Origin of the sequence: Halorubrum sp. F4 (assembly GCF_027257195.1) — an archaeon.
Taxonomy (GTDB): domain Archaea; phylum Halobacteriota; class Halobacteria; order Halobacteriales; family Haloferacaceae; genus Halorubrum.
Window position 1 is genome coordinate 726,216 of sequence record NZ_JAPDFS010000001.1, and the last position, 20,605, is coordinate 746,820.

Here is a 20,605-nt window from a genome sequence, read left to right on the forward strand (position 1 = left end):
AATGTCGGTCGCGCTGGACGCGCTCGTGTTGCCGGCGTTCGAGGAGCTCGACCCGCTGCCGACAGTGGGTGAGGTCGGCCCGTGGGAGGACGCCTACGACCTCACGGAGCGGATCGACGTCCCGGGGGTTCCCGCCCCGTTGCGTCACGACGGCGACGGACTCGGGGTCGTCCCGACGGGGATCGGCAAGACCGCGGCGGCGACGACGACCGCCGCGCTCCGCGCCGGCGACGCCGCCGACCTGACGGACGCGCTCGTCCTCTCGGTCGGGATCGCCGGCGCGCCGCCCGACCTCCCGGTCGGATCGGTCGTGATCGCCGACGCGATCGTCGACTGGGACGACAAGTGCCGGTTCGATCCGGCCGACGGGGAGGTTCCGATCGCTCCCGATCCCTACACGGAGGGGCAGGGCGTCTTCGACCTCGATCCCGACCTCGTCTCGACTGCGACCGAAGCGGCGGAAGACGCGGTCGATCTGACGACCCACGCCGATCTCGAGGAGGCCGCGGAGGGGAGCGACCCGACCGTCGTCGTCGGAACCAACGTCTGTGCGGACGAGCTGTGGCACGGCCGGACCGTCGCCGAGCGCGTGTCGTGGTTCGTCGAGGCGGTCGGACGGGGCCCGTACCGCGCGACCGAGATGGAGGACTCGGGGACGGCCGCGGCGCTCCGACGGTTCGGCCTCGGCGATCGGTACCTCAGCATCCGCGGGATCTCGAACCACGACCGGCCGGAGCCCGGGAGCTCCTCACGCGAGTCGTTCGAGACGTCGCTCACCGAGACGGGAGTGGAGGTCGGGCTCGCGAACGCCGTGCGGGTCGCGCGGGCGATCGTCGACGATCGGCGAGGATAGACGCGGAGCGAGGGTTCGGGAGAACGGGCCCGAATGCGGAGAGAAACGACGCAGCCGGAGGGATCGGCTCAGTGGTCTCGGAAGGATCGGCTCAGTACTCCTCGTACGCGAGGTTCATCAGCCACTGCGAGAACGCGTCGGACTGCGGGTCGATCTCCTCCTCGCCGATGAACGGCGACAGCATGTCGCCGGCCATCAGAAGCGAGAAGTCGAGGTCTCTCGGGGCCGGCTCCAGGTAGTAGGTGTTGTGGCCGTCGTACACCGTGTTCTCGCGCTGGATCAGCCCGGACTCCTGTAAGGCCTCCGCGATTCGGCTCCCCTTTCGCGAGGAGACGTCGAGCTCCTTCCAGAAGTCGCTCTGGTGGATCCCGCCGGTCTCGCGGATGAGCTCGAGGCCGGCGCGCTCGTCCGCCGACAGCTCGGACTCGAGTTCGGACACGCTCATACCCACACAGCCGCCGGCGAGTCGCTTAAAACTGGCTTTCCGTCCGGAAGCCCGCCGGAATCGCGATCGGTTCGGCCGCCGTCTCACAGGGGGGGCCGTCGGCGAACGCCATCGCCGGCTCGGGGCCGGTCCGGATCCGGGTGAACGAGCGCGTTCCATAGCCGTCACCGTGGATACACGCGCCGTACGCGTGGTCGGCGAGAGCCTCGCTCGCACGGTCGAGCCACGCCTCGCCGGATTCCCCCGATTGGGGGACGAGCGCGTCCGCGATCCGGCGGACGCTCTCCGCGCGCTCCCCGCCGACCTCCGCTCGCCGGTCGGGTATCGCGAACCGTGCCTCTCCGTTCACCGTGCCGCCGACGTTGCCGACGACGTGAACCCCCGGATCGAGACGGGTAACCGCCAGCCCGCCGTCGTACGAGCAGAGGAAGGCCGCCGCGCCGTCGGCGAGGATGAGGTTGAAACCGTCGTAGTCGCGGTCGGCGGTCTCCCCTTCGACCGCTCGAACCGCCGACTCCGCGGACGGCTCCCGCAGGCAGTCCTCGACGAGCAGGCCCCGCGAGCGGTCTCCCTCGCGGTCGGCCTCGAGCCACCGGTTCGTGACGGCGACGACGACGCCGGCGTCGTTGGTCCCGATCCAGGTGCCGCCGGCCTCGGCGTCGCGCGGCGCGATGAACCGGAGGTCGTCTCCCCGGACGGAAGGAGGCTCCGAGGCGCGCCCGAGCGACTCGTCGCGGTTGGCGGCCAGCGCCACCGGGACCTCCGGGAAGACCCGCCATGCGAGCGTGAGCGTGCACACGATTCCGAGTGGGACGGGCCGGGTGAAAAGCCCGACGCCGACGGGGGTCCACCGGGAACATACGTTTACTCGCGATAAAAGAAATCTTTTGGTCACTGGGGTTCTCGGTCCGCGTATGAAAGCGATCGCCGTGTACGAGGACGGAACCGAGCCGGTCGTGATCGAGAAACCACGTCCGGAGCCCGAGGCCGGCGAGGCGTTGGTCCGTACGCTCCGCGTCGGCGTCGACGGGACGGATCACGAAGTCATCGCCGGCGGCCACGGCGGACGACCCGAGGGAGAAGACCACATCGTGCTCGGTCACGAGGCGGTCGGGGTCGTCGAGGAGCCGAACGACACGCCGTTCGAGGTCGGCGACGTGGTCGTCCCGACGGTCCGCCGGCCGCCGAACGGCGCGAACGAGTACTTCGCGCGCGGCGAGCCGGACATGGCCCCCGACGGCGAGTATCACGAGCGGGGGATCGTGGGCGCGCACGGCTTCATGGCCGAGTACTTCACGAGCCCCGCGGAGTTCCTCGTCGAGATCCCGCCCGAACTCGCCGAGTGGGGCTTCCTCGTCGAGCCCGCGTCGATCACGGAGAAGGCGCTCGAACACGCGTTCGCGAGCCGGTCCGCGTTCCACTGGGAGCCGGACTCGGCGCTCGTGTTGGGGAACGGCTCGCTCGGACTGCTCACCGTCGCGATGCTGGACGCGGACCTCGATCGGATCTACTGTCTCGGCCGCCGGGAACGACCCGACCCGACGATCGACGTGATCGAGTCGCTCGGGGCGACGTACGTGAACTCGAACGACACGTCGGTCCCGGACGTTCCCGACGTCCACGAGCCGATGGACCTCGTCTACGAGGCGACGGGGTACGCGCCTCACGCCTTCGAGACGATCGAGGCGCTCGCGCCGAACGGGGTCGCGGCGCTGCTCGGCGTGCCCGGCGACTGGACGTTCGAGGTCGACGGCGGCCGGCTCCACCGCGAGCTCGTCTTACACAACAAGGCGCTCGTGGGCAGCGTCAACTCCGGATACGAACACTTCGAGGCGGCCGTCGAGTCGCTGTCGGTGCTCTCGGAGCCGTTCCTCTCGGATCTGGTCACCGGCGTCCATCCGCTCGAGTCGTTCGAGGCGGCCTTCGTGGATGACGACACGACTATTAAAACGGCGGTCGAATTCGCCGCATATGAAGAACGTTGACGACCTGATCGACAGCGCGGCCGAGCTCGCCGAACACGGGCTTTCGAAGGGCGAGATCGCCGACGAGCTGAACGTCTCGCGGGAGACGGCGAGCTGGCTCGTCGAGCGCGCCGGCGGAAACGACGGGGGCGCACCGGAGACCGACGCCGGAACGACCGCCGACATCCACGTGGACTGGTCGGCGCTCGGTCGCGACTCCACGCGGCTCACCTACGCCGCGAAGGCGATGGCCGACCTCCTCACGAAGGAGGGCGAGTCGGTCGACCTGACCGTCGGAATCGAGAAGGCCGGCGCTCCCCTCGCGACCGCGGTCGCTCGCGAGCTCGACACGGACCTCGGCACGTACGCCCCGGCGAAACACCAGTGGGAGGAGGGTGACATCGCCGACCACGGCGGGGGGTTCTCCCGGAACTTCGCCGCGATCCGCGACCGCGACTGCTACGTCGTCGACGACATCGTCACCTCGGGGACGACCATGCGCGAGTCGATCGACGCGATCCGCGAACACGGCGGCGAGCCGGTCGCGTGCGTCGTGCTCGTCGACAAGGTCGGCTACGACGAGCTCGACGGCGTTCCGGTCCACTCGCTCGTCGACGTCGTCAGCGTCGATCGCGAGTGAGCGGACCGCGAGTGAGCGAACCGCGAGTGGAAGAGCGAGCGGACCGCGGACGAGCCGGTCCCGGGTGAGGGAGTCGCGGGCGAGTTGCTCTCGCAGTGGGCGGCCGGAACCCCTTTGGCTCGTCGCCGCCTAACGGTCCTCATGACGTTCCAGCCCGAAAGCGACATGGACGAGGACGTAGTGCGCGAGCGCGTCGACGAGGCGATAGCCGACAACGACGTGGTGCTCTTCATGAAGGGGAACCGACTGATGCCGCAGTGCGGCTACTCACAGCGTGCCATCGAGCTGATAAGCGGGCACGTCGAGGAGTTCGAGACGGTCGACGTGCTGCCCGCGCTTCCGGCCTACCGAGACGCGCTCGCGGATCACAGCGGCTGGGAGACGATCCCGCAGACGTTCGTCGACGGGGAGTTCGTCGGCGGCAGCGACGTGCTCGGGGAGCTCGAAGAGCGCGGCGAGCTGGCCGCCGAGCTCGGAGCCGAGTAGCCGCGCAGTCGCCCGAAACCGTCCCGCCCGCTTCCGAGCCCTCCGAAGAGTAGCCCATATAAGCCTACGTCACCTAGGTGGGGTAGGTGCAGTCGTTTACCGCCCGCGTCGCGACGACCGGTCCGACCCACACCCATCCCAGTAAACAATGACAGGCCGCGTGTTCCGACTTCATTCGACGCTCGAACTGCCACTCGAAGACGTAGAGGCGTACTTCGACGAAGACCCCGACCTCCCCGCGGAGATCGACGACATCGACATCACGCGTCGAAACAACACCCTCATCATCAAGGCCCTGTCCGACGACGAGAGCATCAGCAAGTACACCCCGACGGCCCAGCTGAAAGCCTCGGTGACGGAGACCCGGGTGTACGAGGAGGAGCCCCCGCGAGCCGGCGGTCCGCAGTGGATGGACGACGAAGAGGAGGAGATCCCCTCCGAACTCGTCGAGTTCGCGTGTTTCAAGGGTGACCGCGAGACCGTCCTCCAGAACACCGCGCTCCAGTACCCGATGTTCCTCGTGCTCCGCGAGATCGCGACCCGTGCGGAGAAGGGGACGCTCACGGCCATCACGGAGGCCGACGGCGAGCTCGAGGCGACCCGGATCGTCGAGGGCGAGTCCCGTCCCGCGAGCATCGAAGTCGTCGAGAGCCCGCAGGGCGCGGGCGACGGCGACGGCGGCGTGAACTGGCGCGACAACGAGTTCATCTCGGACTGAGTCGACGACGCGATCGAGACGACGCGACGGCGCGCTGTTTTCCTCTCGACGCCACACGAACAGACTTTATTATCCCCTTCTCGGAGTACCGACGAAATGAGTCTCGTTTCAGACGCGTGGTCGAGGTACCGGTCGGTCCCGATCGTGTATCGGATCGGAGTCGCGTTCCTTCTCGGCTCGCTCTTGGGGCTGGGTCTCGGCGAGCCGGCGACGGCGCTCCGGCCTCTCGGTGACCTCTTCGTCAGACTGTTGAGCATGCTCATCATTCCCATCGTGGTGTTCACCCTGCTGATGGGTGCACGCCGGCTCACGCCGAGCAAGCTCGGACGGGTCGGCGGACAGACCGTCGGGCTCTTCGCTCTCACGTCGACGCTGTCCGTGTTCATCGGGCTCGCGGTGTCGAACCTGATCGATCCGGGCACGGGCCTGACGCTGGGCGACGCCGAGGTGGACCCGGCCGACGCGCCGGACCCCGTCGAAGTGATCCTCGGGATCGTTCCGGAGAACCCTTTCGCCGCCATGGCCGAGGGGAACATCCTCCCGCTGATCTTCTTCGTCATCGTGTTCGCGTACGCGCTCGCGGTCGTCCAGGAGTCGGACGTGAGCGAGAACGTCGCCGAGGGCGTCGAGTCCTTCTTCAACCTCGCGGAGGCGGGCGCGGAGGCGATGTTCAAGATCGTCTGGGGCGTCCTCGAGTTCGGGGTTCTCGGCGTGTTCGCGCTGATGGCCGCGGTCTTCGGCCAGGCGGGCGTCGACGCGATCGTCCCCTTCGCGCTGTTGATCCTCACGCTGGTGCTCGCCGTCGCGATCCACATCGCGGTGGTACATCTCGGGATCCTGATCGTCCTCTTCTCCCGACAGTCGCCGGTCGACTTCCTCGTCGGCGGTCGTGACGCGCTCGTGACCGCGTTGAGCATCCGCTCGTCGAGCGGAACGCTCCCCGTGACGATGTCGAACGCCGACGAGTACCTGAAGATCGACGAGAGCGTCTACAGCTTCTCGCTGCCGCTCGGCGCGACGGTGAACATGGACGGGACCGCGCTGTACCAGGGCGTCGTTGCGGTGTTCGCCGCGAACCTGGTCGGCGTCCAGCTCGGGCTCTTCGAGCAGTTGACCGTGGTCCTCATCGCCGTCCTCGCGAGCATCGGGTCGGCCGGCGTTCCCGGCACGGGGCTCATCATGCTGACGCTCGTGTTGACCCAGCTCGGACTCCCGCTCGAGGTCGTCGGCTTCGTCGCCGGCGTCGACCCGATCCTCGACCGGCTGCGGACGATGACGAACATCTCCGGCGACCTCGCGGTGACGACGGTCGTCGCGAAGTGGAACGGCGCGGTCGACTTCACCGCGGGCGTCTGGGGCGGCGACACGCCACAGCCGGCCGACTGAGGCGAGCCGTCTCCCGCGTTCGGTTCTCTCGTGTATCTCGTCCGTTCCGTCCGTGTTTCTCGTCCGTTCCGTCCGTGTTTCTCGTCCGTTCCGTCCGCATGCTCGCGTTTCCTCGACGTTTTAAGCGTCGCCCGCCCTACCGACGGTATGACGGACCATTGGGTGAGCCTCTTTTCGGGCGGAAAGGACTCCTCGTGGGCGCTGTATCGAGCGCTCGAGGAGGGACTGAACGTCTCTCGACTCCTCACCGTTCACCCCGCCGGCGACTCCTACATGTACCACACGCCGGCGACGCACCTGGCCGAACTCGCCGCCGAGAGCATCGGGATCGACCTCGTGGAGGTCGAACCGGACGACTTCGGAGCCGACGACGTCGACGACGCTGGCGTCCAGGGCGACGCCGAACTGGAGCCGATGGAGGCCGCCCTCCGGGAGCTGGCCGCGACCGACGGGTTCGGTCTGGCGGGCGTCACCGCCGGGGCCGTCGAGAGCGAGTTTCAGACCAGCCGGATCCGCGCGATGTGCGACCGGCTCGGGATCGACCTCTTCGCGCCGCTTTGGGGGGAGGATCCCGTCGCGCTCGCCGAGGCGATGTTCGAGGCGGGCTTCGAGGTCCGGATCGTCCAGGTGGCCGCCTACGGCCTCGACGAGTCGTGGCTCGGACGACGCTACGACGCCGACGCCCTCGACGAGCTGCTCGACCTTCGAGAGGAGTACGGCGTCCACCCGCTCGGCGAGGGCGGGGAGTTCGAGACGTTCGTGGTCGACGGGCCCCACATGGACCGCCGGATCGACCTCTCGTACCGGACGGTCTGGGAGGGCGACCGCGGCCACCTCGAGGTGACGGACGCCGAGCTGGCCTGACCGGAGATCGGTCGCGAGTCGTGCGTATCCCGCGCGGAAGTCCTGCCACCATGTGTGTCACTTTTCACCACGCGGACCACTCGTGGTGACATGGACTTCGATCGGTACTGCGAGGCGGTCGCTGCGAACCGACGGAAACACGGATTCGACCGACTCGACGGCGACGTCTCCGGGGTCGACGGACTCTGGCGAACGCGCGAGGAGGACCCGACGGTCGGGAGCGTTTCCCTTTTCGCGGCCGTCGCGGACGCGGACGACTACGACCCCGACGACGTCGTCGAGGTGGCCGACCGGTTCCGGGGCGAGATCCTCTCCCGGCTCGGCGAACGGGACGGCACCACCCCGATCGGCTACGTCGCCTTCGCCGTCGGCTCCCCCGACGACGCGGTCGTGTCGGCGGCGACGTCGTACACCGTCGCCGAGCGACGGACGAACGTGTTCCCGCTGGTATACGACACGAACGCCGAGGAACTCCACACGCACCCGGTCCCCAGGCTGAAGGGACGGGGCATCTACCGCCGCCAGTCGGCGGACGCCGAGCGGCTGTTCGACGTCTGATCGACGTCCGAGCGACGTCCGAGCGACCGCCGCGGCGCTTTCCGGGGTCACCGGTTCAGGGCCAGTTGCCGCCCTGCTCGTAGGCGTTCACGACTCGGCGGAGCGCGACGACGTACGCGGCGGTCCGGAGGTTCGGGAGCTCCTCCCGCTCGTAGGCCTCGACGATCCCGTCGAACGCCTCGGTGATGGTGCGTTCGAGCTCCTCGTTGACGCGCGACTCGGTCCAGTGGAACCGCTGCCGGTTCTGAACCCACTCGAAGTACGAGACGGTGACGCCGCCCGCGTTCGCGAACACGTCGGGGACGACCCAGGTCCCGCGCTCGGTGAGCACGTCGTCCGCGCCGGGCGTGAGGGGGCCGTTCGCCGCCTCGACGACGACGTCCGCCCGGAGGTCCGTCGCGAGGTCGGCGTCGACGGCGTTCTCCAGGGCGGCGGGCACGAGAACGTCGACGTCGAGCATCAACAGCCCCTCGTTGGTGATCGGCTCGGCGTCGCCGTATCCCGAGACCGACCCCGTCTCGACCTTGTGGTCTTTGACCTCGCGAGCGTCGAGCCCGTCGGCGTCGTAGATCCCGCCGCTCGAGTCCGAGACGGCGACCACGGTCGCGCCGAGGTCCTCGATGAGGGCGGCCGCGACCGAGCCGGCGTTGCCGTATCCCTGAACCGCGACGGTCGCGTTCTCGATGTCTCGGTCGAGCCAATCGAAGGTCTCGCGGGCCGCGAGCATCGTCGACCGACCGGTCGCCTCGACCCGTCCCTCGCTTCCGCCCGAATCGAGCGCCTTCCCGGTGATCACGCCCGGCGCGGTCGTGTTCTCCAACGTCTCGTAGGTGTCCTTGATCCAGTTCATCTCCCGCTGGCCGGTGTTCACGTCCGGTGCGGGGACGTCACGGTCCTCGCCGATCAGCGGCCGGAGCTCCGTCGCGAAGCTCCGCGTGAGCCGCTCGAGCTCGTCGGTCGAGTAGTCGGCCGGGTCGATCGCGATCCCTCCCTTTCCGCCGCCGTACGGGATGTCGACGACCGCACACTTGTACACCATCCAGCCGGAGAGCGCCTTCACTTCGTCGCGAGTGACGCCGGGATGATACCGGATCCCGCCCTTGTAGGGACCGCGGTCGCCGTTGAACTGCGAGCGGTACGCACGGACCGTCTCCAGCGAGCCGTCGTCGCGTTCGAACGTCAAGTTCGTCTCCAGCACCCGTTCGGGGTTCTTCAGCCGCTCGATGACCCCCTCGTCGGCGTCGAGGTACGCCGCGGCGTCATCGATCTGCTCTTTCAGGCTCTCGTACGGGTTCGCCTCCTCGCTCATACCGGTCCATCCCAACCGCGTGAGTTAACGGTGGCGGCTGCGGTCCGCTCGAGTACGATCTGCCAGTGCTCCCCGTCGTCTCCCGTCAACCCTCCCCGTCGTCTCCCGTCAACCCTCCCCGTCGGCTCCCGTCAACCCTCCCCGTCGGCTCTCTCGAACTCCGGCGGCTACGGCGCGCTCGATCACGCGCTCCGCCTGCGCGACGAGCGGCGCGTCGATCATCTCGCCGTCGACCGAGAAGACGCCCCGATCCGCCCGGTCCGCGGCGTCTCGGGCGTCGAGGACCGACTCGGCCCACTCGATCTCGTCGGTAGAGGGCGTGAACGCCTCGTTGATCGGGTCGACCTGATCCGGATGGATCGCCAGCTTGCCGTCGTATCCGAGCGTGGCCGCGAACTCGGCCTCCTCGCGGAGTCCCTCCTCGTCGGTGAAGTCGGTGTGAACGGTGTCGAGCGCGTCGACGTCCCCGGCGCTGGCCGCGAGGACGACGTGTTCACGGGCGTAGAGCACCTCCGTCCCCTCCGCGGTCCGCGTCGCGCCGAGGTCGGCGGCGAGGTCCTCCGCGCCGAAGACGAGGGCCGTCGTCGCCGAGGCGTTCGCGATCTCCCGGGCGGTGAGGACTCCCTCCGCGGTCTCGACGAGCGCGAAGACGACGGGGTCGATCCCGCGGTCGGCACACGAGTCGGCGACCCGATCGACCGCCGCGGCCGCCTCGACCTTCGGGAGCATGACCGCGTCGAGCCGGAGGTCTCCCTCCGTTCCGGGGGCGACGCTCCCGCCGTCCCGACCGCTTCCGCCGTCCGTTCCGTCCGGGCCGACGAGCGCGTCGAGATCGGTATCGGGCTCGTTCGGGCTCAGACGCACGCACACCTCCGCGTCGGGGTCGAAGGCGGGATCCGAGAGGACCGACCGTACTGACTCACGAGCGAAGTCCTTGCGCGCGGGTGCGACCGCGTCCTCCAGGTCGAAACACAGTACGTCCGCGTCCGTTCCGGGGGCCTTTCGCATCAGATCCGGTCTGTCGCCCGGCGAGAACAGGAGACTCCGACGGGACATGTGAGTGCCTCCTCGCGGCCGGACAATAAATCGATCGTGGGACCCACAGTCACCGATTCGATGGTAGACGACCGGCACGGTCGACAGCGATATGTGACCGCCCGTGGAGGTGTTCGCCATGACGGGACGCTACTACGAGGAGTTCGAGGTCGGCGAGACGATCGAACACCGACGGCGGCGGACGGTGAGCGAGGCCGACAACCAGCGGTTCTGTGACATGACGATGAACCAGCAGCCGCTCCATCTCGACTCGGCGTTCGCGGCCGACACGCAGTTCGGCGAACGGCTCGTCAACGGCCTCTACACCATGTCGCTCGCGGTCGGCGTCTCGATCCCCGAGACGACGGACGGGACGATCGTCGCCAACCTCTCGTACGACGACGTCGAACATCCGAATCCCGTTTTCCACGGCGACACGATCCGGGCGCGATCGACGGTGCTCGAAAAGCACGAGACGAGCGACGGCGACCGTGGGATCGTCACCATGCGCGTCGAGGCGTTCAAAGTCGCAAACGCGGGCGACGACGGCGACGTCAAGGAGGGCGATGGAGACGACGACGTGCTCGTCTGTTCGTTCGAGCGGACCGCCCTCTCGCTGAAGCGACCCGAGGGCGACGACGCCGACGCGAGCGACTAGACGGTCCCCTACCCGTCCGCGAGCAGCAGTCCGAGGTACGACGTTCGGACCTGGTCGTCCGCGTCGAGTCCGAGCGTCGAAAGCGTCTCTATCGCGGCCTCCCGGGTTGGACCGATATCGTCCGCGGCTTCGATCTCCCGTTCGATCTCCACGAACTCGCCGACCCGATCGACGGAATCGAGCGTGACGGTGAACCCCCGGAAGCGCCAGTACTCACGGCGCTTCTCGACGGTCGCCGCGGGCTCGAAGCCGAGGCCGTCGAGGACGCCGGCGAGCTCCTCGCCGTCGTCGACCCCGGTCTCGTGTTCCGAGCGAGTCTTCGACCCGTCGTCCACCAACGGCCCCTTGTAGGTGAGTCGGACCGACTCCCCGTCGGCGGGTTCGTCACCCGCTCGGTTCCGTCCCTCGAGAGCCGTCTCCCGTCGGATCCGCAGCGCCTCGTCGGTCTCGACGAACTCGCGATGGGGCGCGTCGTAGTAGACGTCCCGCTGCCGGCGGATCTCGACGGAGTCGGCGTCGAGCTCGCGGAGCCGGTCCCGGACGGTTCCGAGGGACGCCGGGACCTTGATCTCGACCTCGTACATACGTCCGCGTCGCCGGGGGCCGTGAAAAGGTCGACGGGACGGTTCCCGGCCCGAACCGTGCGCCTTAAGAGTGTAACGGGTGATGTTCCGCTATGAGCGATCAGGAGCAGGCGGACGCGGCCGAGAGCGCCGAAGAGGCCGACGCCGAATCGGACGCCGAACCGGAGACCGAGGACGCCGGACTCGCGGACGGCGACTTCGTTCGACTCGCCTACACCATCCGGACGGCCGACGACGGCGACGTCATCGACACGACCGACGAGGACGTCGCCGAGGAGGCCGAGATCGACACCGACGAGTACGACTTCGAGCCTCGAATCGTCGCGCTCGGTGCCGGCCACGTCTTCCCGTCCGTCGAGGAGGAACTGATCGGCAAGTCCGTCGGCGACGAGGGGACCGTCGACGTCCCCGCCGACGACGCCTTCGGCGAGTACGACCCCGACGAGGTCGAGACGGTCAAGGCCGACAAGATCCCCGAGGACAGCCGCTACCCCGGCGCGCAGGTCCAGATCGACAACCGCCAGGGTCACCTCGAGACGATCATCGGCGGCCGCGCCCGCGTCGACTTCAACCACCCGCTGGCCGGCGAGGACCTCGAGTACGAGTACGAGGTGCTCGAGGTCATCGAGGACCGCGAGGAGAAGGCCGCCGGCATGCTCGGGATGTACCTCCAGGACGCCCCTGAAGTCCGGATCGAGACCGTCACCGAGGAGGAGGAGACCGTCACCGAGGACGACGACGGCGAGGAGGTCGTCGAGACCGAGGAGGTCGAAAAGGACGTCCTCTACGTCACGGCGACCCAGGCGATGCAGATGAACCAGCAGTGGATGTTCCAGAAACAGCAGATCGCCCAGGACCTCATGGGCCGGCTCGACCTCGACCGCGTCGTCGTCGAGGAGGTCATCGAGGGCGGCGGCATGGGCGGGCTCGGCGGCATGATGGGCGGCATGGGCGGCGCCGGTGCCGGCGACATCGAGGAGGCATTGGAAGACATCGACGTCGACGCCGACGAGATCGCCGACGAACTCGACGAGGAGTAACCTCCGGTCGACGCCGACGAGATCGCCGACGCTCCGGATCGTTGGCGTGACAGGCGGCAGTTTCGACCCGCTCCGTCGAACGGGACGCTTCCTCCCCCGTCGAACCGTCCTCCGCGCGCCGATTCCGTCCCGCGAACGAACCGATCCTTTTGCGTACTCCGACCGACACTCACGAGTATGGAGATCGAACGGGCACGCGAGGACCTCGTCGTCGCCGCGGCCGCGGGTATCGCGACGATCACCGTCGCCGTCCTCTCGAGCGTCGTGTCGGGGATAACGGTCGGTACGCTACCGTCGCTCGCACCGCTCGGGGTGTACGCCGCGTACCTCTTCTCGCGGAAGGGCGGGCCCTACGGATCGGGGGACACGCCGCGTAACTGGGCGGCAGTCGCGCTCGGCGCCGGGATCGTCGTGCTCGTCGTCGGGATTCTGTAGAGATCCATCCCGCGCCGGCCCTCATCTCCGCCCCTACCGGTCGCTCACGCGATGTCGCGGCTCGTGTCGACGGAGACGGTGTCGGTGAGCTTGAGCTTGACCGGTTCCTCGAGTGCGGCCCCACCACGGAACTTCGGCACCGCGAGACGGTTCTCGATGGCGGTCCCCGTGACCACCGTCCGGAGGTCGAAGACGACGTCCGCGACCTGCTCGGTCGCGAGACGGTTCCGGGACCGCTCGCCGCCCGTCTTGAGCGCGTGGAGCACGACGGTCGCACCCGCCTCGGCTATTCGCTCGTCGAGGTCCGCCAGTAGCGACCGATACCGGACCGGATCCGCGTCCTCGAGCGGCTCCGTGGAGTCGACGATCACCGTCCCGCCGTCCGGGATCGACGACAAGTACGTGCGCACGCTCTCGATCGGACCTTCGCCGTCGACGGCCTCGACGACCGGGTCGCCGGTCTCGACGGACGACGCGGAGAGGCCGCTCTCGACCGCCTCGGCCGACCGGACGGTCGTCAGATACAGGCTCTCCCGGACGCCCGCGAAGGTGTTCAAGAACAGCTCGGACTGGCTGGCCGGGTCGGCCTTCAACGTCACCACGCTCCCGGCGGGGAGCCCGCCGTCGAGTTCCCTGTCCAAGACCGGGATCCCGGTCGGCAGCCGCTCCATGCGCGCAACTGACTCGCCCGGACGTTTGGCTCTGTCGGTGACTCGAACCCGACGACGACCCGACTCGACGCTCCGCCGTCGGTTCACGCTATCCGCCACCGGTCGCGACCGTACGTCTCGACGAGCGTCTCCGCGGCCGAGTCGTACGCCGCCTCGACCGCCGCGTCCTCGAGCGGTACGGGCGACCGAGCCGGGATCCGGCCGAGCACCGGACAGCGGAACAGCTCCGAGACCGCGTCCGGAACCGACCGCCCGCGGGTGACGACGACCCCGAGGGGCGGACACTCGAGCCGGCGAGCTATCGCCGCGGTCTTCGCGGCGTCCCGAAGCGCGGGCCGGCGAAGCGGCGTCACCAACACGCACCGGTCGGCCGCGCGTAGCGGTGCCGCCACGTCCGGTGACGCTCCGGCCGGACAGTCGAGGAGAAGCGGGGCGTCCTCAGGAACCACGTCGTCGAGGTCTTCGAGGACGACGGCCGCGTCGTGCTGTCGCGGCCGATCCGGCGCGTCGAGCACGACCGGTGCGCAGCGATCGACCGGGACCGGTCGCTTTCCACGAGCGACCTGCGTGACCGTCGAGCGTCCTCCCGGTTCGATCGATCCGCTCCCCACCGATCCGCTCCCCGTCGATTTCGCCTCGAGCGTTTCGGACTCGACCGCTCCGGAACGAGGCGATTCGGGCGTCGCGACCGGCGTTCCGGTCTCGTCCGCCAGCTCCGCGAGGTTCGGGAGGTCCCAGTCCGCGTCCGCGGCGACCACCGGCGCGCCGCGTCGCGAGAGCGCCCGCGCGAGTCCCACGGTCGTCGTCGTCTTTCCGCTTCCACCCTTTCCGCCGGCGACGGCTATCACGCGACGGGCTGGGTCGCTATGGCACATAAAGGGACGGTCGAGGGAGGAGCCGGTCGGGGACTAGTCGTGACAGCAGCCGCCGGCCTCGCCGCCGAAGTCGACCGCGAGCGGTTCCGATATCGCCTCGTTGACCGACTCGAGGCGGTCCGAGAGGTCGTCCTGTGCGTCGAGGAACTCGCTCATCGCGGGCATCGAGTGGAGTTCCTCCTGGGCGTTCTGGACGCGATGGAGGTCGGACTGGGTCGCGTCACCGGTCTGGCGCGCCTGCATGAACTCGGCGCGGATCCGCTCGAACTCGTCGATCCGTTCCTGGACGTCCTCGTCGTGCTGGACCGCCTCGCGTGCCTCCTCGAAGCGCTCGTACTCGGGGGTCGCCGCGATCCGCTCGCCGAGTTCGCGTCCGAGCTCCTCGATGGGGGCCTGTTCGACGCTCATGGTTCCCGTTACGGGGCGATCGGTTTCAACCTGCCGGAGGGGGCGGATCGCGGTCGGATCCCGGACCCGATCACCGACCCGGCACGGACACGAGCCTTTTGACCGATCACGCACAACCGACGACCATGCCCGACGAGCCTGCGGAGAACATCAGCGGCGGTCCGGACGGCGGCGGCGAGACCGACGAGTTCGCGCCCGGCGACGGCGACTCCCGTGCCGAGGCCGTCGTCGACGAACTCGGCGAGCTGTACTGGCGGAAGGCGTACGGCGGCCGCGACGGGTTCGAGTGTCTCGTCCGGACGATCCTCTCACAGAACACGTCCGACAAGGCGAGCCAGCCCGCACACGACTCGCTGATGGAACGGTACGGTCCCGCCGAGCGGCTGGCCGAGACGCTCGCGGACGGCGACCGGGACGAGCTCGCCGAGACGATCGCGTCCGCCGGACTGTACAACCGGAAGTCGACGGTCATCGGGGAGGCGGCCGCGTGGGCGCTCCGGGAGTTCGACTCCACCGAGGCGTTCGACCGGTTCGTCGCCGAGAGCGATCCGGGCGAGGTGCGCGAGACGCTGTTGTCCGTGGACGGGGTCGGCCCGAAGACGGCCGACTGCGTCCTGCTCTTCGCGGGCGGCCGCGGCGGCGTCTTTCCCGTCGACACTCACGTTCACCGGATCGCCCGACGGATGGGGTTGGCCCCGCCCGACGCCGACCACGAGGCGGTCCGCGAGGCCATCGAGGCCGAGGTGCCGCCGGAGAAGTGCGGCTTCGGACACACCGCGATGATCCAGTTCGGCCGGGAGTACTGCTCCGCGCGCGATCCCGCCTGTCTCGACGATCCGGAAGCCTGCCCGCTGTACGACTTGTGTGACCGGGTCGGCGTCGACGAGTTCGATGGCTCCTTCGTCGATCCCGGGGAGACGGTGACGACCGACGACTGACCTCTCGGCGACCCCGGCGACGCGGTCACCGACGCTGTCGGTCCACCAAGCACTTACCGCGTCCGCGACGACGGGAGGTATGTCACCCACCGAGCGCGCGGATACGATGCGGCGTCTCGCTACCGGCGCGGCGGGCGGACTCGCGGCGTACGTCCTCGGCTACCTGGTCGTGTACGCGACCCAGCGCGGCCGGGTCGGCGAACAGCTCCGGGGGTTCAACGTCTTCGCCGACCTCTTCGGCGGCGACCCGATCCCTGCGTGGAAGGCGGTCGGGTGGGTGTTCTACAACGCACACCTCGTCGCCACGGAGGTGCCGGCCCCGCTCGGCGGGACCCGAGTGGTGAACTTCATCGCCGAGGCGGACGCCGGGTCACTGGCAGCGATGTACGTCGTCCCGCCGGCCCTCCTGCTCGCCGCCGGCCTCCTCGCGGGGCGGCTCGCGTCGACCGCTGAGCCGACCGAGGGCGCTCTCGCCGGCGGCCTCGTCGCCGTCGGATACCTCCCGCTCGCGCTGTTCGGGGTCGTCGCCTTCGGTTACTCGATCGGCGACGGGACGATCGCCCCCGTCCTCCCGACGGCCGGCCTCCTCGCGGGAGTCGTCTACCCCGTCGGCTTCGGCGCGCTCGGCGGCGCGGCCGCGACGCTCCTCGGGAACGAATAAGCGAAACGAACGCCGAACCCCGGCGACGCACGGATCGGCCAGCGTCGCCAGCGCGTCAGTACCCGTCCTCGGGGTCGAACCGGTCGCCGTACTCCCGAACGGGGTCGACGGGCCGCCCCTCGTCGGTCTCGGGTGCGACGTAGTCGACGAACGATTCGACGTCCGGCTCGCGGACGCGCACCTCGATGTCGATGTCGCCGAGCTCGTCGGGGTCGCCCACCGCGAAGTTGACGACGCCCTCGAAGGCCGCCTGCTTCTTCAAAGCGAACGAAAAGCCGTCGTCGGTCGAGTTGCGCAGGAACACCCGCCGCGCGGTGTCGAGGATCTCCTGTTCGTGGAGCACGTCCGAAAAGGCATCGAGGGTGTGCGTCTCCGCGACGAGGCGGCCGTCCTCGTGGACCGGCTCGGCGTCGGGGAACACGTTCCGGACCGCGTCGGCGACCCGGTCCGTCACCTCGGTGTCGTTGACCGGCGCGACGATCCGGACGTCGACGCTGTATATCACGGGCTCTCACCTCCCCGTGCGTCGGCGGGTCCGGTCGCGTGGGAGTCGCTCTCGGCCGCGATACCGAGGACCTCGCGGACTCGATCGCGGAACGCCTCGAGCGTCCCGGTGTTGTCGATCTCGACGTCCGCGCGCTCGAGCGTCTCGCCCAGTCCGAGATCGATCTCGCGCTCGTCGCGCTCGCGGAGCGCCTCGAGGTCGGAGTCGGAGTCGTCGCGGCCGCGCTCGCCGAGCCGCTCGGCGCGAAGCTCGAAGGGGGCGTGGATCGCCAGGAGCGTGAACTCGTCGCCGAAGGCCTCGCGGAAGGCCTCGAGTTCGACGGTGGAGCGGAGGCCGTCGACGAGGACCGTCTCCGCCTCGGCATCGTCGGCCGCCTCGCGGATCCGCGGGATCGTTCGGGCGGCGATGGCGTCGTCACCCTCCTCCTCGCGGAGGAGGCCGGCGATCCGCCCGTGGTGTTCGGCCGGATCGAGGCCCCGATCGCGACACTCCTCGCGGATCACGTCGCCCATGACGACGACCGGGACGCCGGCCGCCTCGGCGACGTTGGCCGCCTCTCCCTTGCCGCTTCCCGGGAGGCCGACGGTACCGATGACGTTCATTACCGGGGGCTACCGGTGTCGTGGACTTAGGCTTGCCGTTGGCGTCCGCACACCGGCCGCGGCGACGCGAACCACGACGGTTTTTACCCGCCCGCCCGGATGACCGAACCGAGGGCACGTAGCTCAGCCAGGATAGAGCGTCGGACTTCTAATCCGATGGTCGTGGGTTCGAATCCCATCGTGCTCGTCCCAAAACCTTCGGTTCTTGGGTCGTTCCTGAAACGCGATATAACAACCACTTCAGGCCCTTAGAGTCCGGTTTTCTGTTCGGGTCTGAAACCTGCGATTCGGTGTCCGTTCAGAACCTGAACGCGACCCTTCGTAGTCGCGCGGTTTTCGTTGTTCTCGGGGGTGATCGGCGGTGAGCCTGACCGACGGCTCGACCGGGACGACCCTGACCGCTGACGGTCCAGGTGAGTTCTGGTGCGCCTTCTGTAACCAGCGGTGTACCCGGAACTCGACAACCGGTGTCGAGTACGGTCACGCCCTGGACTGCCTCGAGCGGCCCGACGACCTCGATAATCCCGACGAGAAGTGAGCCGGCCAGCTGCGCGCCGGTTCACCTCCCCACGGGTCCGGCACGATCTCGCTCGCCTCGTCGACGCGACCCTCGGCAGTCTCTCCGAGCGGTCGGCAACCTTGCGGTCCGTGAGGTCCGGCGTACCCGGACCGAACGGTGCCGACCGCGCACAGGCGACCGAAGGGAGCCAAACGAGTGGCGGTGCGGTCGCGGAGCGGTCGCTGTCGCGCACACCTGGAGGTGAGCGATGAGCGCTCCCGACGAAGGTGGTGCGTCTTGGCCTTCCAAGGAGACTAACTCTGTAACGGCTTCTCTCACCGGATTAGAGGAGGACGCCGATCCCATCGTCGAACGTGTGAGCGAGTTCGCTACTGAGTACCCCCATCTCGCCGATCAACCCCTCTCGACCACGCACGGGCGGAAACTTCGTCGGATCGTCACGGAAGCCGACTGGGAAAAGGAATTCGTCGACCCTGATCACCCGCTGGAAGACGCCTTCGCTGTCGACAGTCTCCGCAAACGGTCCGCCGGGACGTGGATCGACGCTGTTCACGCGTTCCTCCGGGCGCACCACGAGTACAAAGGAATGCTCGCTCGATTCGAAGATCGAGAATCCGGCGACGAGTTCGACGTTCCGCTCGTCGACGCGTGGGGAAAGGAGTACAGCAAGAAGCAGTACGCACGGGCCCGCGCGCTCCAGCGACAGATGTCTGGTGGCAAGCGTCCGTCCGGTGGCGAAGCGATCCCTGCGTGGAATGACCCGGTGACGACCATGCTCACGCTGACCGCGTCGTCAGTTCCGAACGGAAACCGACTTTCTCCCGTCGACCAAATGGACGAGATTCACGACGCGTTCAGCTACGGCGGCGTCCGCGACACGCTTCGGAACGTGATGGAATATCATCTCGACCTCGAGCCCGAACAGTGGGGCTACTGGCTCCAGGCAGAACCGCACGGAATGGGTACATCCTCGAACCCTGACGAAGAACCGGGGCTTAACGCCTGTTACACGCACATCCACGTCGGCGTCTACTTCGACGGCGGTCGCTTTGACGATCTCCGTCCGGTCGCCTCCGAGTTCGAACGAGTGATCGACAAACACCTCGAAGTGTGCGATCCCGCTGGCTGGTCCGCTCACAACTATGAGGCTATCGACGATTATCTCCTCGAGGACGACGGCTGTATCTCGATGAACGCAGACGTCGGTAACCTCGGTTCCTACCTCGCCGCGTACATGGGCGGCTATACCGAGGACCTGCTCGACAAGCCGATCGAGTACATCGCCTGGGGTGCCGTCTACTGGTCGGCAGCTCGTCGACGGACCTCACGGTCCCAAACCGTGAATCAGGCCATCCGCGCCGATCGGTGTGAACAACGTGCCGAGAACGAAGAATCTGGACAGGTCGACCCACACGGAGAACGCGTCCGATGGGACGACGGCCACGGCGACGACGTAGTTTGCTCGTGCTGTGGCTCACCGTGGACGATCGACCAGGACCGGCTCGACGGTCCGCCCGAACAGGAGTCGGTCCTCGACGACGATCTCTACTGGGCGGCTGATGTAGCGATATCCTCGCCGCAACCTGAGACTAACCGATCGCTCGCCGAACGCTGGCCGAGTGCGGATAGTGCGTGGTCATACGGAGAATCGCCTCGGAAGGCGTTGATCCGCGATCGAGTTCAGGACTACCTCGAGGTACACGGGAGAGACGTCTCTCTCCCGGCGATGCTCGCACATCTGAACATCGACCCGTCGTTCAAGAAGTTCGTCGGCGAGCTGCTGAACGGTGAGGAACAACCGGACTTCGAGGTGGTCGACCGTCACTCGACCGTACCGGAGTTCGGCTACGAGCTGAAGGCGATCGTCGACCGCGAGGGGAACGAACACCAGCCCGGCGGGGGTGGTGTCGACATGGTGTCGCTCGAGCTGCCGGTCAAGAACATCATCGAGAACACTCGCCTCGCGAACGATCTCGTACAGGGAGAGGTATTCCGTGACGCTCGCTCGGAAGTGGCGAGCCACGATCCGAAAGTGATCGCTGGTCGATTCGTCAAGGACGGCATTACGGAGCCCGAAGTCGCCGATCGGCTCCTCGTCGTTAACGACTATCACGTCTCTAATCCGGAGATGGACCGCGACGAACCGCGACCGTGTATGCTTCCACCTGCTGAGAAGTAAACCGAAATCTTCGACGGCTCGTCTCTGACTACTTTCACTTAGCCTAGGCTAATGTTATACATAACTTCTCTTTCGACTAACAGTTGGAGATGTCGACTGAAAACCCGACACCGCCTGACGGTTTCGAACAGTTCCAGAGTAGCGATCCCGACAGCGACGTGCCGACTGTCGAACTCGGTCCCGGTGACGTACTGGAAGGACTCGTTCTCGACTTCACCGAAGGTGAGGGAGAGTACGGCCCCTGGTACCGCCTGAAGATCAAGGACGAGAG

The 20,605-nt window shown here is 68.0% G+C and carries 26 protein-coding genes, 1 tRNA gene and 1 pseudogene; 17 read left to right on the forward strand and 11 right to left on the reverse strand.

Going from position 1 to position 20,605, the window contains the following annotated elements; translation table 11 throughout:
* Nucleotide 1 precedes the first annotated feature (1 nt).
* Nucleotides 2–853 carry a hypothetical protein gene (locus tag OKW78_RS03690; RefSeq protein WP_281193951.1) on the forward strand — a complete coding sequence of 284 codons (852 nt, stop codon included), beginning with the start codon at nucleotides 2–4 and terminating at the stop codon, nucleotides 851–853.
* A 91-nt stretch (nucleotides 854–944) separates the two neighbouring features.
* Here OKW78_RS03690 and OKW78_RS03695 read toward each other — a convergent pair whose 3' ends face one another.
* Together OKW78_RS03695 and OKW78_RS03700 are read right to left on the reverse strand one after the other, a co-directional pair.
* Entirely contained in the window at nucleotides 945–1,298 is a 354-nt protein-coding gene (locus OKW78_RS03695) for a MarR family transcriptional regulator (RefSeq protein ID WP_281193952.1), read from the reverse strand.
* A gap of 25 nt (nucleotides 1,299–1,323) precedes the next feature.
* Nucleotides 1,324–2,097, reverse strand: coding sequence for an NRDE family protein (locus OKW78_RS03700; protein ID WP_281193953.1), 774 nt, complete (start codon nucleotides 2,095–2,097; stop codon nucleotides 1,324–1,326).
* A gap of 115 nt (nucleotides 2,098–2,212) precedes the next feature.
* On the opposite strand from OKW78_RS03700, the gene OKW78_RS03705 reads away from it, so the two are divergent.
* The 7 genes from OKW78_RS03705 to OKW78_RS03735 all read left to right on the forward strand — a co-directional run bounded on the left by OKW78_RS03705 (nucleotide 2,213) and on the right by OKW78_RS03735 (nucleotide 7,914).
* The gene (locus OKW78_RS03705) at nucleotides 2,213–3,283 is read left to right on the forward strand and encodes a glucose 1-dehydrogenase (protein WP_281193954.1); all 1,071 of its coding nucleotides are present in this window, start codon (nucleotides 2,213–2,215) and stop codon (nucleotides 3,281–3,283) included.
* Nucleotides 3,270–3,902 carry a transcriptional regulator GfcR gene (gene gfcR / locus OKW78_RS03710; RefSeq protein ID WP_281193955.1) on the forward strand — a complete coding sequence of 211 codons (633 nt, stop codon included), beginning with the start codon at nucleotides 3,270–3,272 and terminating at the stop codon, nucleotides 3,900–3,902. Before OKW78_RS03705 ends, gfcR begins: the two co-directional genes overlap by 14 nt.
* A 141-nt stretch (nucleotides 3,903–4,043) precedes the next feature.
* The gene (locus OKW78_RS03715) at nucleotides 4,044–4,388 is read left to right on the forward strand and encodes a glutaredoxin (RefSeq protein ID WP_281193956.1); all 345 of its coding nucleotides are present in this window, start codon (nucleotides 4,044–4,046) and stop codon (nucleotides 4,386–4,388) included.
* Between the two features lie 148 nt (nucleotides 4,389–4,536).
* Nucleotides 4,537–5,106 carry a hypothetical protein gene (locus OKW78_RS03720; RefSeq protein WP_281193957.1) on the forward strand — a complete coding sequence of 190 codons (570 nt, stop codon included), beginning with the start codon at nucleotides 4,537–4,539 and terminating at the stop codon, nucleotides 5,104–5,106.
* A gap of 96 nt (nucleotides 5,107–5,202) precedes the next feature.
* Nucleotides 5,203–6,492: a dicarboxylate/amino acid:cation symporter gene (locus OKW78_RS03725; RefSeq protein WP_281193958.1), complete on the forward strand. Its 1,290-nt coding sequence runs from the start codon at nucleotides 5,203–5,205 to the stop codon at nucleotides 6,490–6,492.
* A gap of 147 nt (nucleotides 6,493–6,639) precedes the next feature.
* Nucleotides 6,640–7,356 carry a diphthine--ammonia ligase gene (locus OKW78_RS03730; protein ID WP_281193959.1) on the forward strand — a complete coding sequence of 239 codons (717 nt, stop codon included), beginning with the start codon at nucleotides 6,640–6,642 and terminating at the stop codon, nucleotides 7,354–7,356.
* A 90-nt stretch (nucleotides 7,357–7,446) separates the two neighbouring features.
* On the forward strand, nucleotides 7,447–7,914 hold the full coding sequence (locus OKW78_RS03735) for a hypothetical protein (RefSeq protein WP_281193960.1): 468 nt from the start codon (nucleotides 7,447–7,449) through the stop codon (nucleotides 7,912–7,914).
* A 55-nt stretch (nucleotides 7,915–7,969) separates the two neighbouring features.
* Here the strand turns inward: OKW78_RS03735 and OKW78_RS03740 are convergent, their stop codons facing one another.
* Entirely contained in the window at nucleotides 7,970–9,223 is a 1,254-nt protein-coding gene (locus OKW78_RS03740; RefSeq protein ID WP_281193961.1) for a Glu/Leu/Phe/Val dehydrogenase, read from the reverse strand.
* A gap of 108 nt (nucleotides 9,224–9,331) precedes the next feature.
* Nucleotides 9,332–10,279, reverse strand: a complete 948-nt coding sequence (locus OKW78_RS03745; protein WP_281193962.1) for a CoA ester lyase — start codon at nucleotides 10,277–10,279, stop codon at nucleotides 9,332–9,334.
* A gap of 118 nt (nucleotides 10,280–10,397) precedes the next feature.
* On the opposite strand from OKW78_RS03745, the gene OKW78_RS03750 reads away from it, so the two are divergent.
* Complete coding sequence (locus OKW78_RS03750; protein ID WP_281193963.1) at nucleotides 10,398–10,916, forward strand: MaoC family dehydratase; 519 nt, start codon at nucleotides 10,398–10,400, stop codon at nucleotides 10,914–10,916.
* A gap of 8 nt (nucleotides 10,917–10,924) precedes the next feature.
* Here the strand turns inward: OKW78_RS03750 and cyaB are convergent, their stop codons facing one another.
* Nucleotides 10,925–11,500 carry a class IV adenylate cyclase gene (gene cyaB, locus OKW78_RS03755; protein ID WP_281193964.1) on the reverse strand — a complete coding sequence of 192 codons (576 nt, stop codon included), beginning with the start codon at nucleotides 11,498–11,500 and terminating at the stop codon, nucleotides 10,925–10,927.
* 92 nt (nucleotides 11,501–11,592) lie between these two features.
* Between cyaB and OKW78_RS03760 the strand changes: the two genes are divergently transcribed.
* Together OKW78_RS03760 and OKW78_RS03765 are read left to right on the forward strand one after the other, a co-directional pair.
* The gene (locus OKW78_RS03760; RefSeq protein WP_281193965.1) at nucleotides 11,593–12,540 is read left to right on the forward strand and encodes a peptidylprolyl isomerase; all 948 of its coding nucleotides are present in this window, start codon (nucleotides 11,593–11,595) and stop codon (nucleotides 12,538–12,540) included.
* Between the two features lie 177 nt (nucleotides 12,541–12,717).
* The gene (locus OKW78_RS03765) at nucleotides 12,718–12,975 is read left to right on the forward strand and encodes a hypothetical protein (protein ID WP_281193966.1); all 258 of its coding nucleotides are present in this window, start codon (nucleotides 12,718–12,720) and stop codon (nucleotides 12,973–12,975) included.
* A gap of 44 nt (nucleotides 12,976–13,019) precedes the next feature.
* Here the strand turns inward: OKW78_RS03765 and OKW78_RS03770 are convergent, their stop codons facing one another.
* The 3 genes from OKW78_RS03770 to OKW78_RS03780 form a co-directional block, all read right to left on the reverse strand.
* Nucleotides 13,020–13,646: an ATPase domain-containing protein gene (locus OKW78_RS03770; protein WP_281193967.1), complete on the reverse strand. Its 627-nt coding sequence runs from the start codon at nucleotides 13,644–13,646 to the stop codon at nucleotides 13,020–13,022.
* Nucleotides 13,647–13,729: 83 nt separating this feature from the next.
* The gene (locus OKW78_RS03775) at nucleotides 13,730–14,494 is read right to left on the reverse strand and encodes a MinD/ParA family protein (RefSeq protein WP_281193968.1); all 765 of its coding nucleotides are present in this window, start codon (nucleotides 14,492–14,494) and stop codon (nucleotides 13,730–13,732) included.
* A gap of 60 nt (nucleotides 14,495–14,554) precedes the next feature.
* Complete coding sequence (locus OKW78_RS03780; RefSeq protein ID WP_281193969.1) at nucleotides 14,555–14,929, reverse strand: YlbF family regulator; 375 nt, start codon at nucleotides 14,927–14,929, stop codon at nucleotides 14,555–14,557.
* A gap of 125 nt (nucleotides 14,930–15,054) precedes the next feature.
* Between OKW78_RS03780 and nth the strand changes: the two genes are divergently transcribed.
* Nucleotides 15,055–15,867, forward strand: coding sequence for an endonuclease III (gene nth, locus OKW78_RS03785; RefSeq protein WP_281193970.1), 813 nt, complete (start codon nucleotides 15,055–15,057; stop codon nucleotides 15,865–15,867).
* Nucleotides 15,868–15,946: 79 nt separating this feature from the next.
* Nucleotides 15,947–16,528 (forward strand): transporter, encoded by a 582-nt coding sequence (locus tag OKW78_RS03790; RefSeq protein WP_281193971.1) that lies wholly within the window; start codon nucleotides 15,947–15,949, stop codon nucleotides 16,526–16,528.
* 55 nt (nucleotides 16,529–16,583) lie between these two features.
* Here OKW78_RS03790 and OKW78_RS03795 read toward each other — a convergent pair whose 3' ends face one another.
* The gene (locus OKW78_RS03795) at nucleotides 16,584–17,033 is read right to left on the reverse strand and encodes an RNA-binding domain-containing protein (RefSeq protein WP_281193972.1); all 450 of its coding nucleotides are present in this window, start codon (nucleotides 17,031–17,033) and stop codon (nucleotides 16,584–16,586) included.
* Nucleotides 17,030–17,635 (reverse strand): AAA family ATPase, encoded by a 606-nt coding sequence (locus tag OKW78_RS03800; RefSeq protein ID WP_281193973.1) that lies wholly within the window; start codon nucleotides 17,633–17,635, stop codon nucleotides 17,030–17,032. The genes OKW78_RS03795 and OKW78_RS03800 overlap by 4 nt, the downstream gene beginning before the upstream one ends.
* Nucleotides 17,636–17,747: 112 nt before the next feature.
* Between OKW78_RS03800 and OKW78_RS03805 the strand changes: the two genes are divergently transcribed.
* Together OKW78_RS03805 and OKW78_RS03810 are read left to right on the forward strand one after the other, a co-directional pair.
* Nucleotides 17,748–17,822, forward strand: a tRNA-Arg gene (locus OKW78_RS03805).
* Between the two features lie 174 nt (nucleotides 17,823–17,996).
* Nucleotides 17,997–18,173: a hypothetical protein gene (locus OKW78_RS03810; protein WP_281193974.1), complete on the forward strand. Its 177-nt coding sequence runs from the start codon at nucleotides 17,997–17,999 to the stop codon at nucleotides 18,171–18,173.
* Between the two features lie 304 nt (nucleotides 18,174–18,477).
* Here OKW78_RS03810 and OKW78_RS03815 read toward each other — a convergent pair whose 3' ends face one another.
* Entirely contained in the window at nucleotides 18,478–18,708 is a 231-nt protein-coding gene (locus OKW78_RS03815; protein ID WP_281194153.1) for a hypothetical protein, read from the reverse strand.
* Here OKW78_RS03815 and OKW78_RS03820 point away from each other — a divergent pair.
* Nucleotides 18,694–20,334 (forward strand): hypothetical protein, encoded by a 1,641-nt coding sequence (locus tag OKW78_RS03820; protein ID WP_281194145.1) that lies wholly within the window; start codon nucleotides 18,694–18,696, stop codon nucleotides 20,332–20,334. The genes OKW78_RS03815 and OKW78_RS03820 overlap by 15 nt on opposite strands.
* Before the next feature lie 89 nt (nucleotides 20,335–20,423).
* Nucleotides 20,424–20,605: pseudogene (locus tag OKW78_RS03825) on the forward strand (hypothetical protein); the annotation flags it as partial.

What these genes read in the sequence shown, in the direction of transcription:
- OKW78_RS03770 (WP_281193967.1), bottom strand. Translation starts at nt 13,646, where the DNA reads ATGGAGCGGCTGCCGACCGGGATCCCGGTCTTGGACAGGGAACTCGAC.
- OKW78_RS03760 (WP_281193965.1), top strand. Translation starts at nt 11,593, where the DNA reads ATGAGCGATCAGGAGCAGGCGGACGCGGCCGAGAGCGCCGAAGAGGCC.
- OKW78_RS03705 (WP_281193954.1), top strand. Translation starts at nt 2,213, where the DNA reads ATGAAAGCGATCGCCGTGTACGAGGACGGAACCGAGCCGGTCGTGATC.
- OKW78_RS03690 (WP_281193951.1), top strand. Translation starts at nt 2, where the DNA reads ATGTCGGTCGCGCTGGACGCGCTCGTGTTGCCGGCGTTCGAGGAGCTC.
- gfcR (WP_281193955.1), top strand. Translation starts at nt 3,270, where the DNA reads ATGAAGAACGTTGACGACCTGATCGACAGCGCGGCCGAGCTCGCCGAA.
- nth (WP_281193970.1), top strand. Translation starts at nt 15,055, where the DNA reads ATGCCCGACGAGCCTGCGGAGAACATCAGCGGCGGTCCGGACGGCGGC.
- OKW78_RS03735 (WP_281193960.1), top strand. Translation starts at nt 7,447, where the DNA reads ATGGACTTCGATCGGTACTGCGAGGCGGTCGCTGCGAACCGACGGAAA.
- OKW78_RS03725 (WP_281193958.1), top strand. Translation starts at nt 5,203, where the DNA reads ATGAGTCTCGTTTCAGACGCGTGGTCGAGGTACCGGTCGGTCCCGATC.
- OKW78_RS03750 (WP_281193963.1), top strand. Translation starts at nt 10,398, where the DNA reads ATGACGGGACGCTACTACGAGGAGTTCGAGGTCGGCGAGACGATCGAA.
- OKW78_RS03730 (WP_281193959.1), top strand. Translation starts at nt 6,640, where the DNA reads ATGACGGACCATTGGGTGAGCCTCTTTTCGGGCGGAAAGGACTCCTCG.
- OKW78_RS03745 (WP_281193962.1), bottom strand. Translation starts at nt 10,279, where the DNA reads ATGTCCCGTCGGAGTCTCCTGTTCTCGCCGGGCGACAGACCGGATCTG.
- OKW78_RS03715 (WP_281193956.1), top strand. Translation starts at nt 4,044, where the DNA reads ATGACGTTCCAGCCCGAAAGCGACATGGACGAGGACGTAGTGCGCGAG.
- OKW78_RS03720 (WP_281193957.1), top strand. Translation starts at nt 4,537, where the DNA reads ATGACAGGCCGCGTGTTCCGACTTCATTCGACGCTCGAACTGCCACTC.
- OKW78_RS03765 (WP_281193966.1), top strand. Translation starts at nt 12,718, where the DNA reads ATGGAGATCGAACGGGCACGCGAGGACCTCGTCGTCGCCGCGGCCGCG.
- OKW78_RS03800 (WP_281193973.1), bottom strand. Translation starts at nt 17,635, where the DNA reads ATGAACGTCATCGGTACCGTCGGCCTCCCGGGAAGCGGCAAGGGAGAG.
- cyaB (WP_281193964.1), bottom strand. Translation starts at nt 11,500, where the DNA reads ATGTACGAGGTCGAGATCAAGGTCCCGGCGTCCCTCGGAACCGTCCGG.
- OKW78_RS03790 (WP_281193971.1), top strand. Translation starts at nt 15,947, where the DNA reads ATGTCACCCACCGAGCGCGCGGATACGATGCGGCGTCTCGCTACCGGC.
- OKW78_RS03740 (WP_281193961.1), bottom strand. Translation starts at nt 9,223, where the DNA reads ATGAGCGAGGAGGCGAACCCGTACGAGAGCCTGAAAGAGCAGATCGAT.
- OKW78_RS03780 (WP_281193969.1), bottom strand. Translation starts at nt 14,929, where the DNA reads ATGAGCGTCGAACAGGCCCCCATCGAGGAGCTCGGACGCGAACTCGGC.
- OKW78_RS03695 (WP_281193952.1), bottom strand. Translation starts at nt 1,298, where the DNA reads ATGAGCGTGTCCGAACTCGAGTCCGAGCTGTCGGCGGACGAGCGCGCC.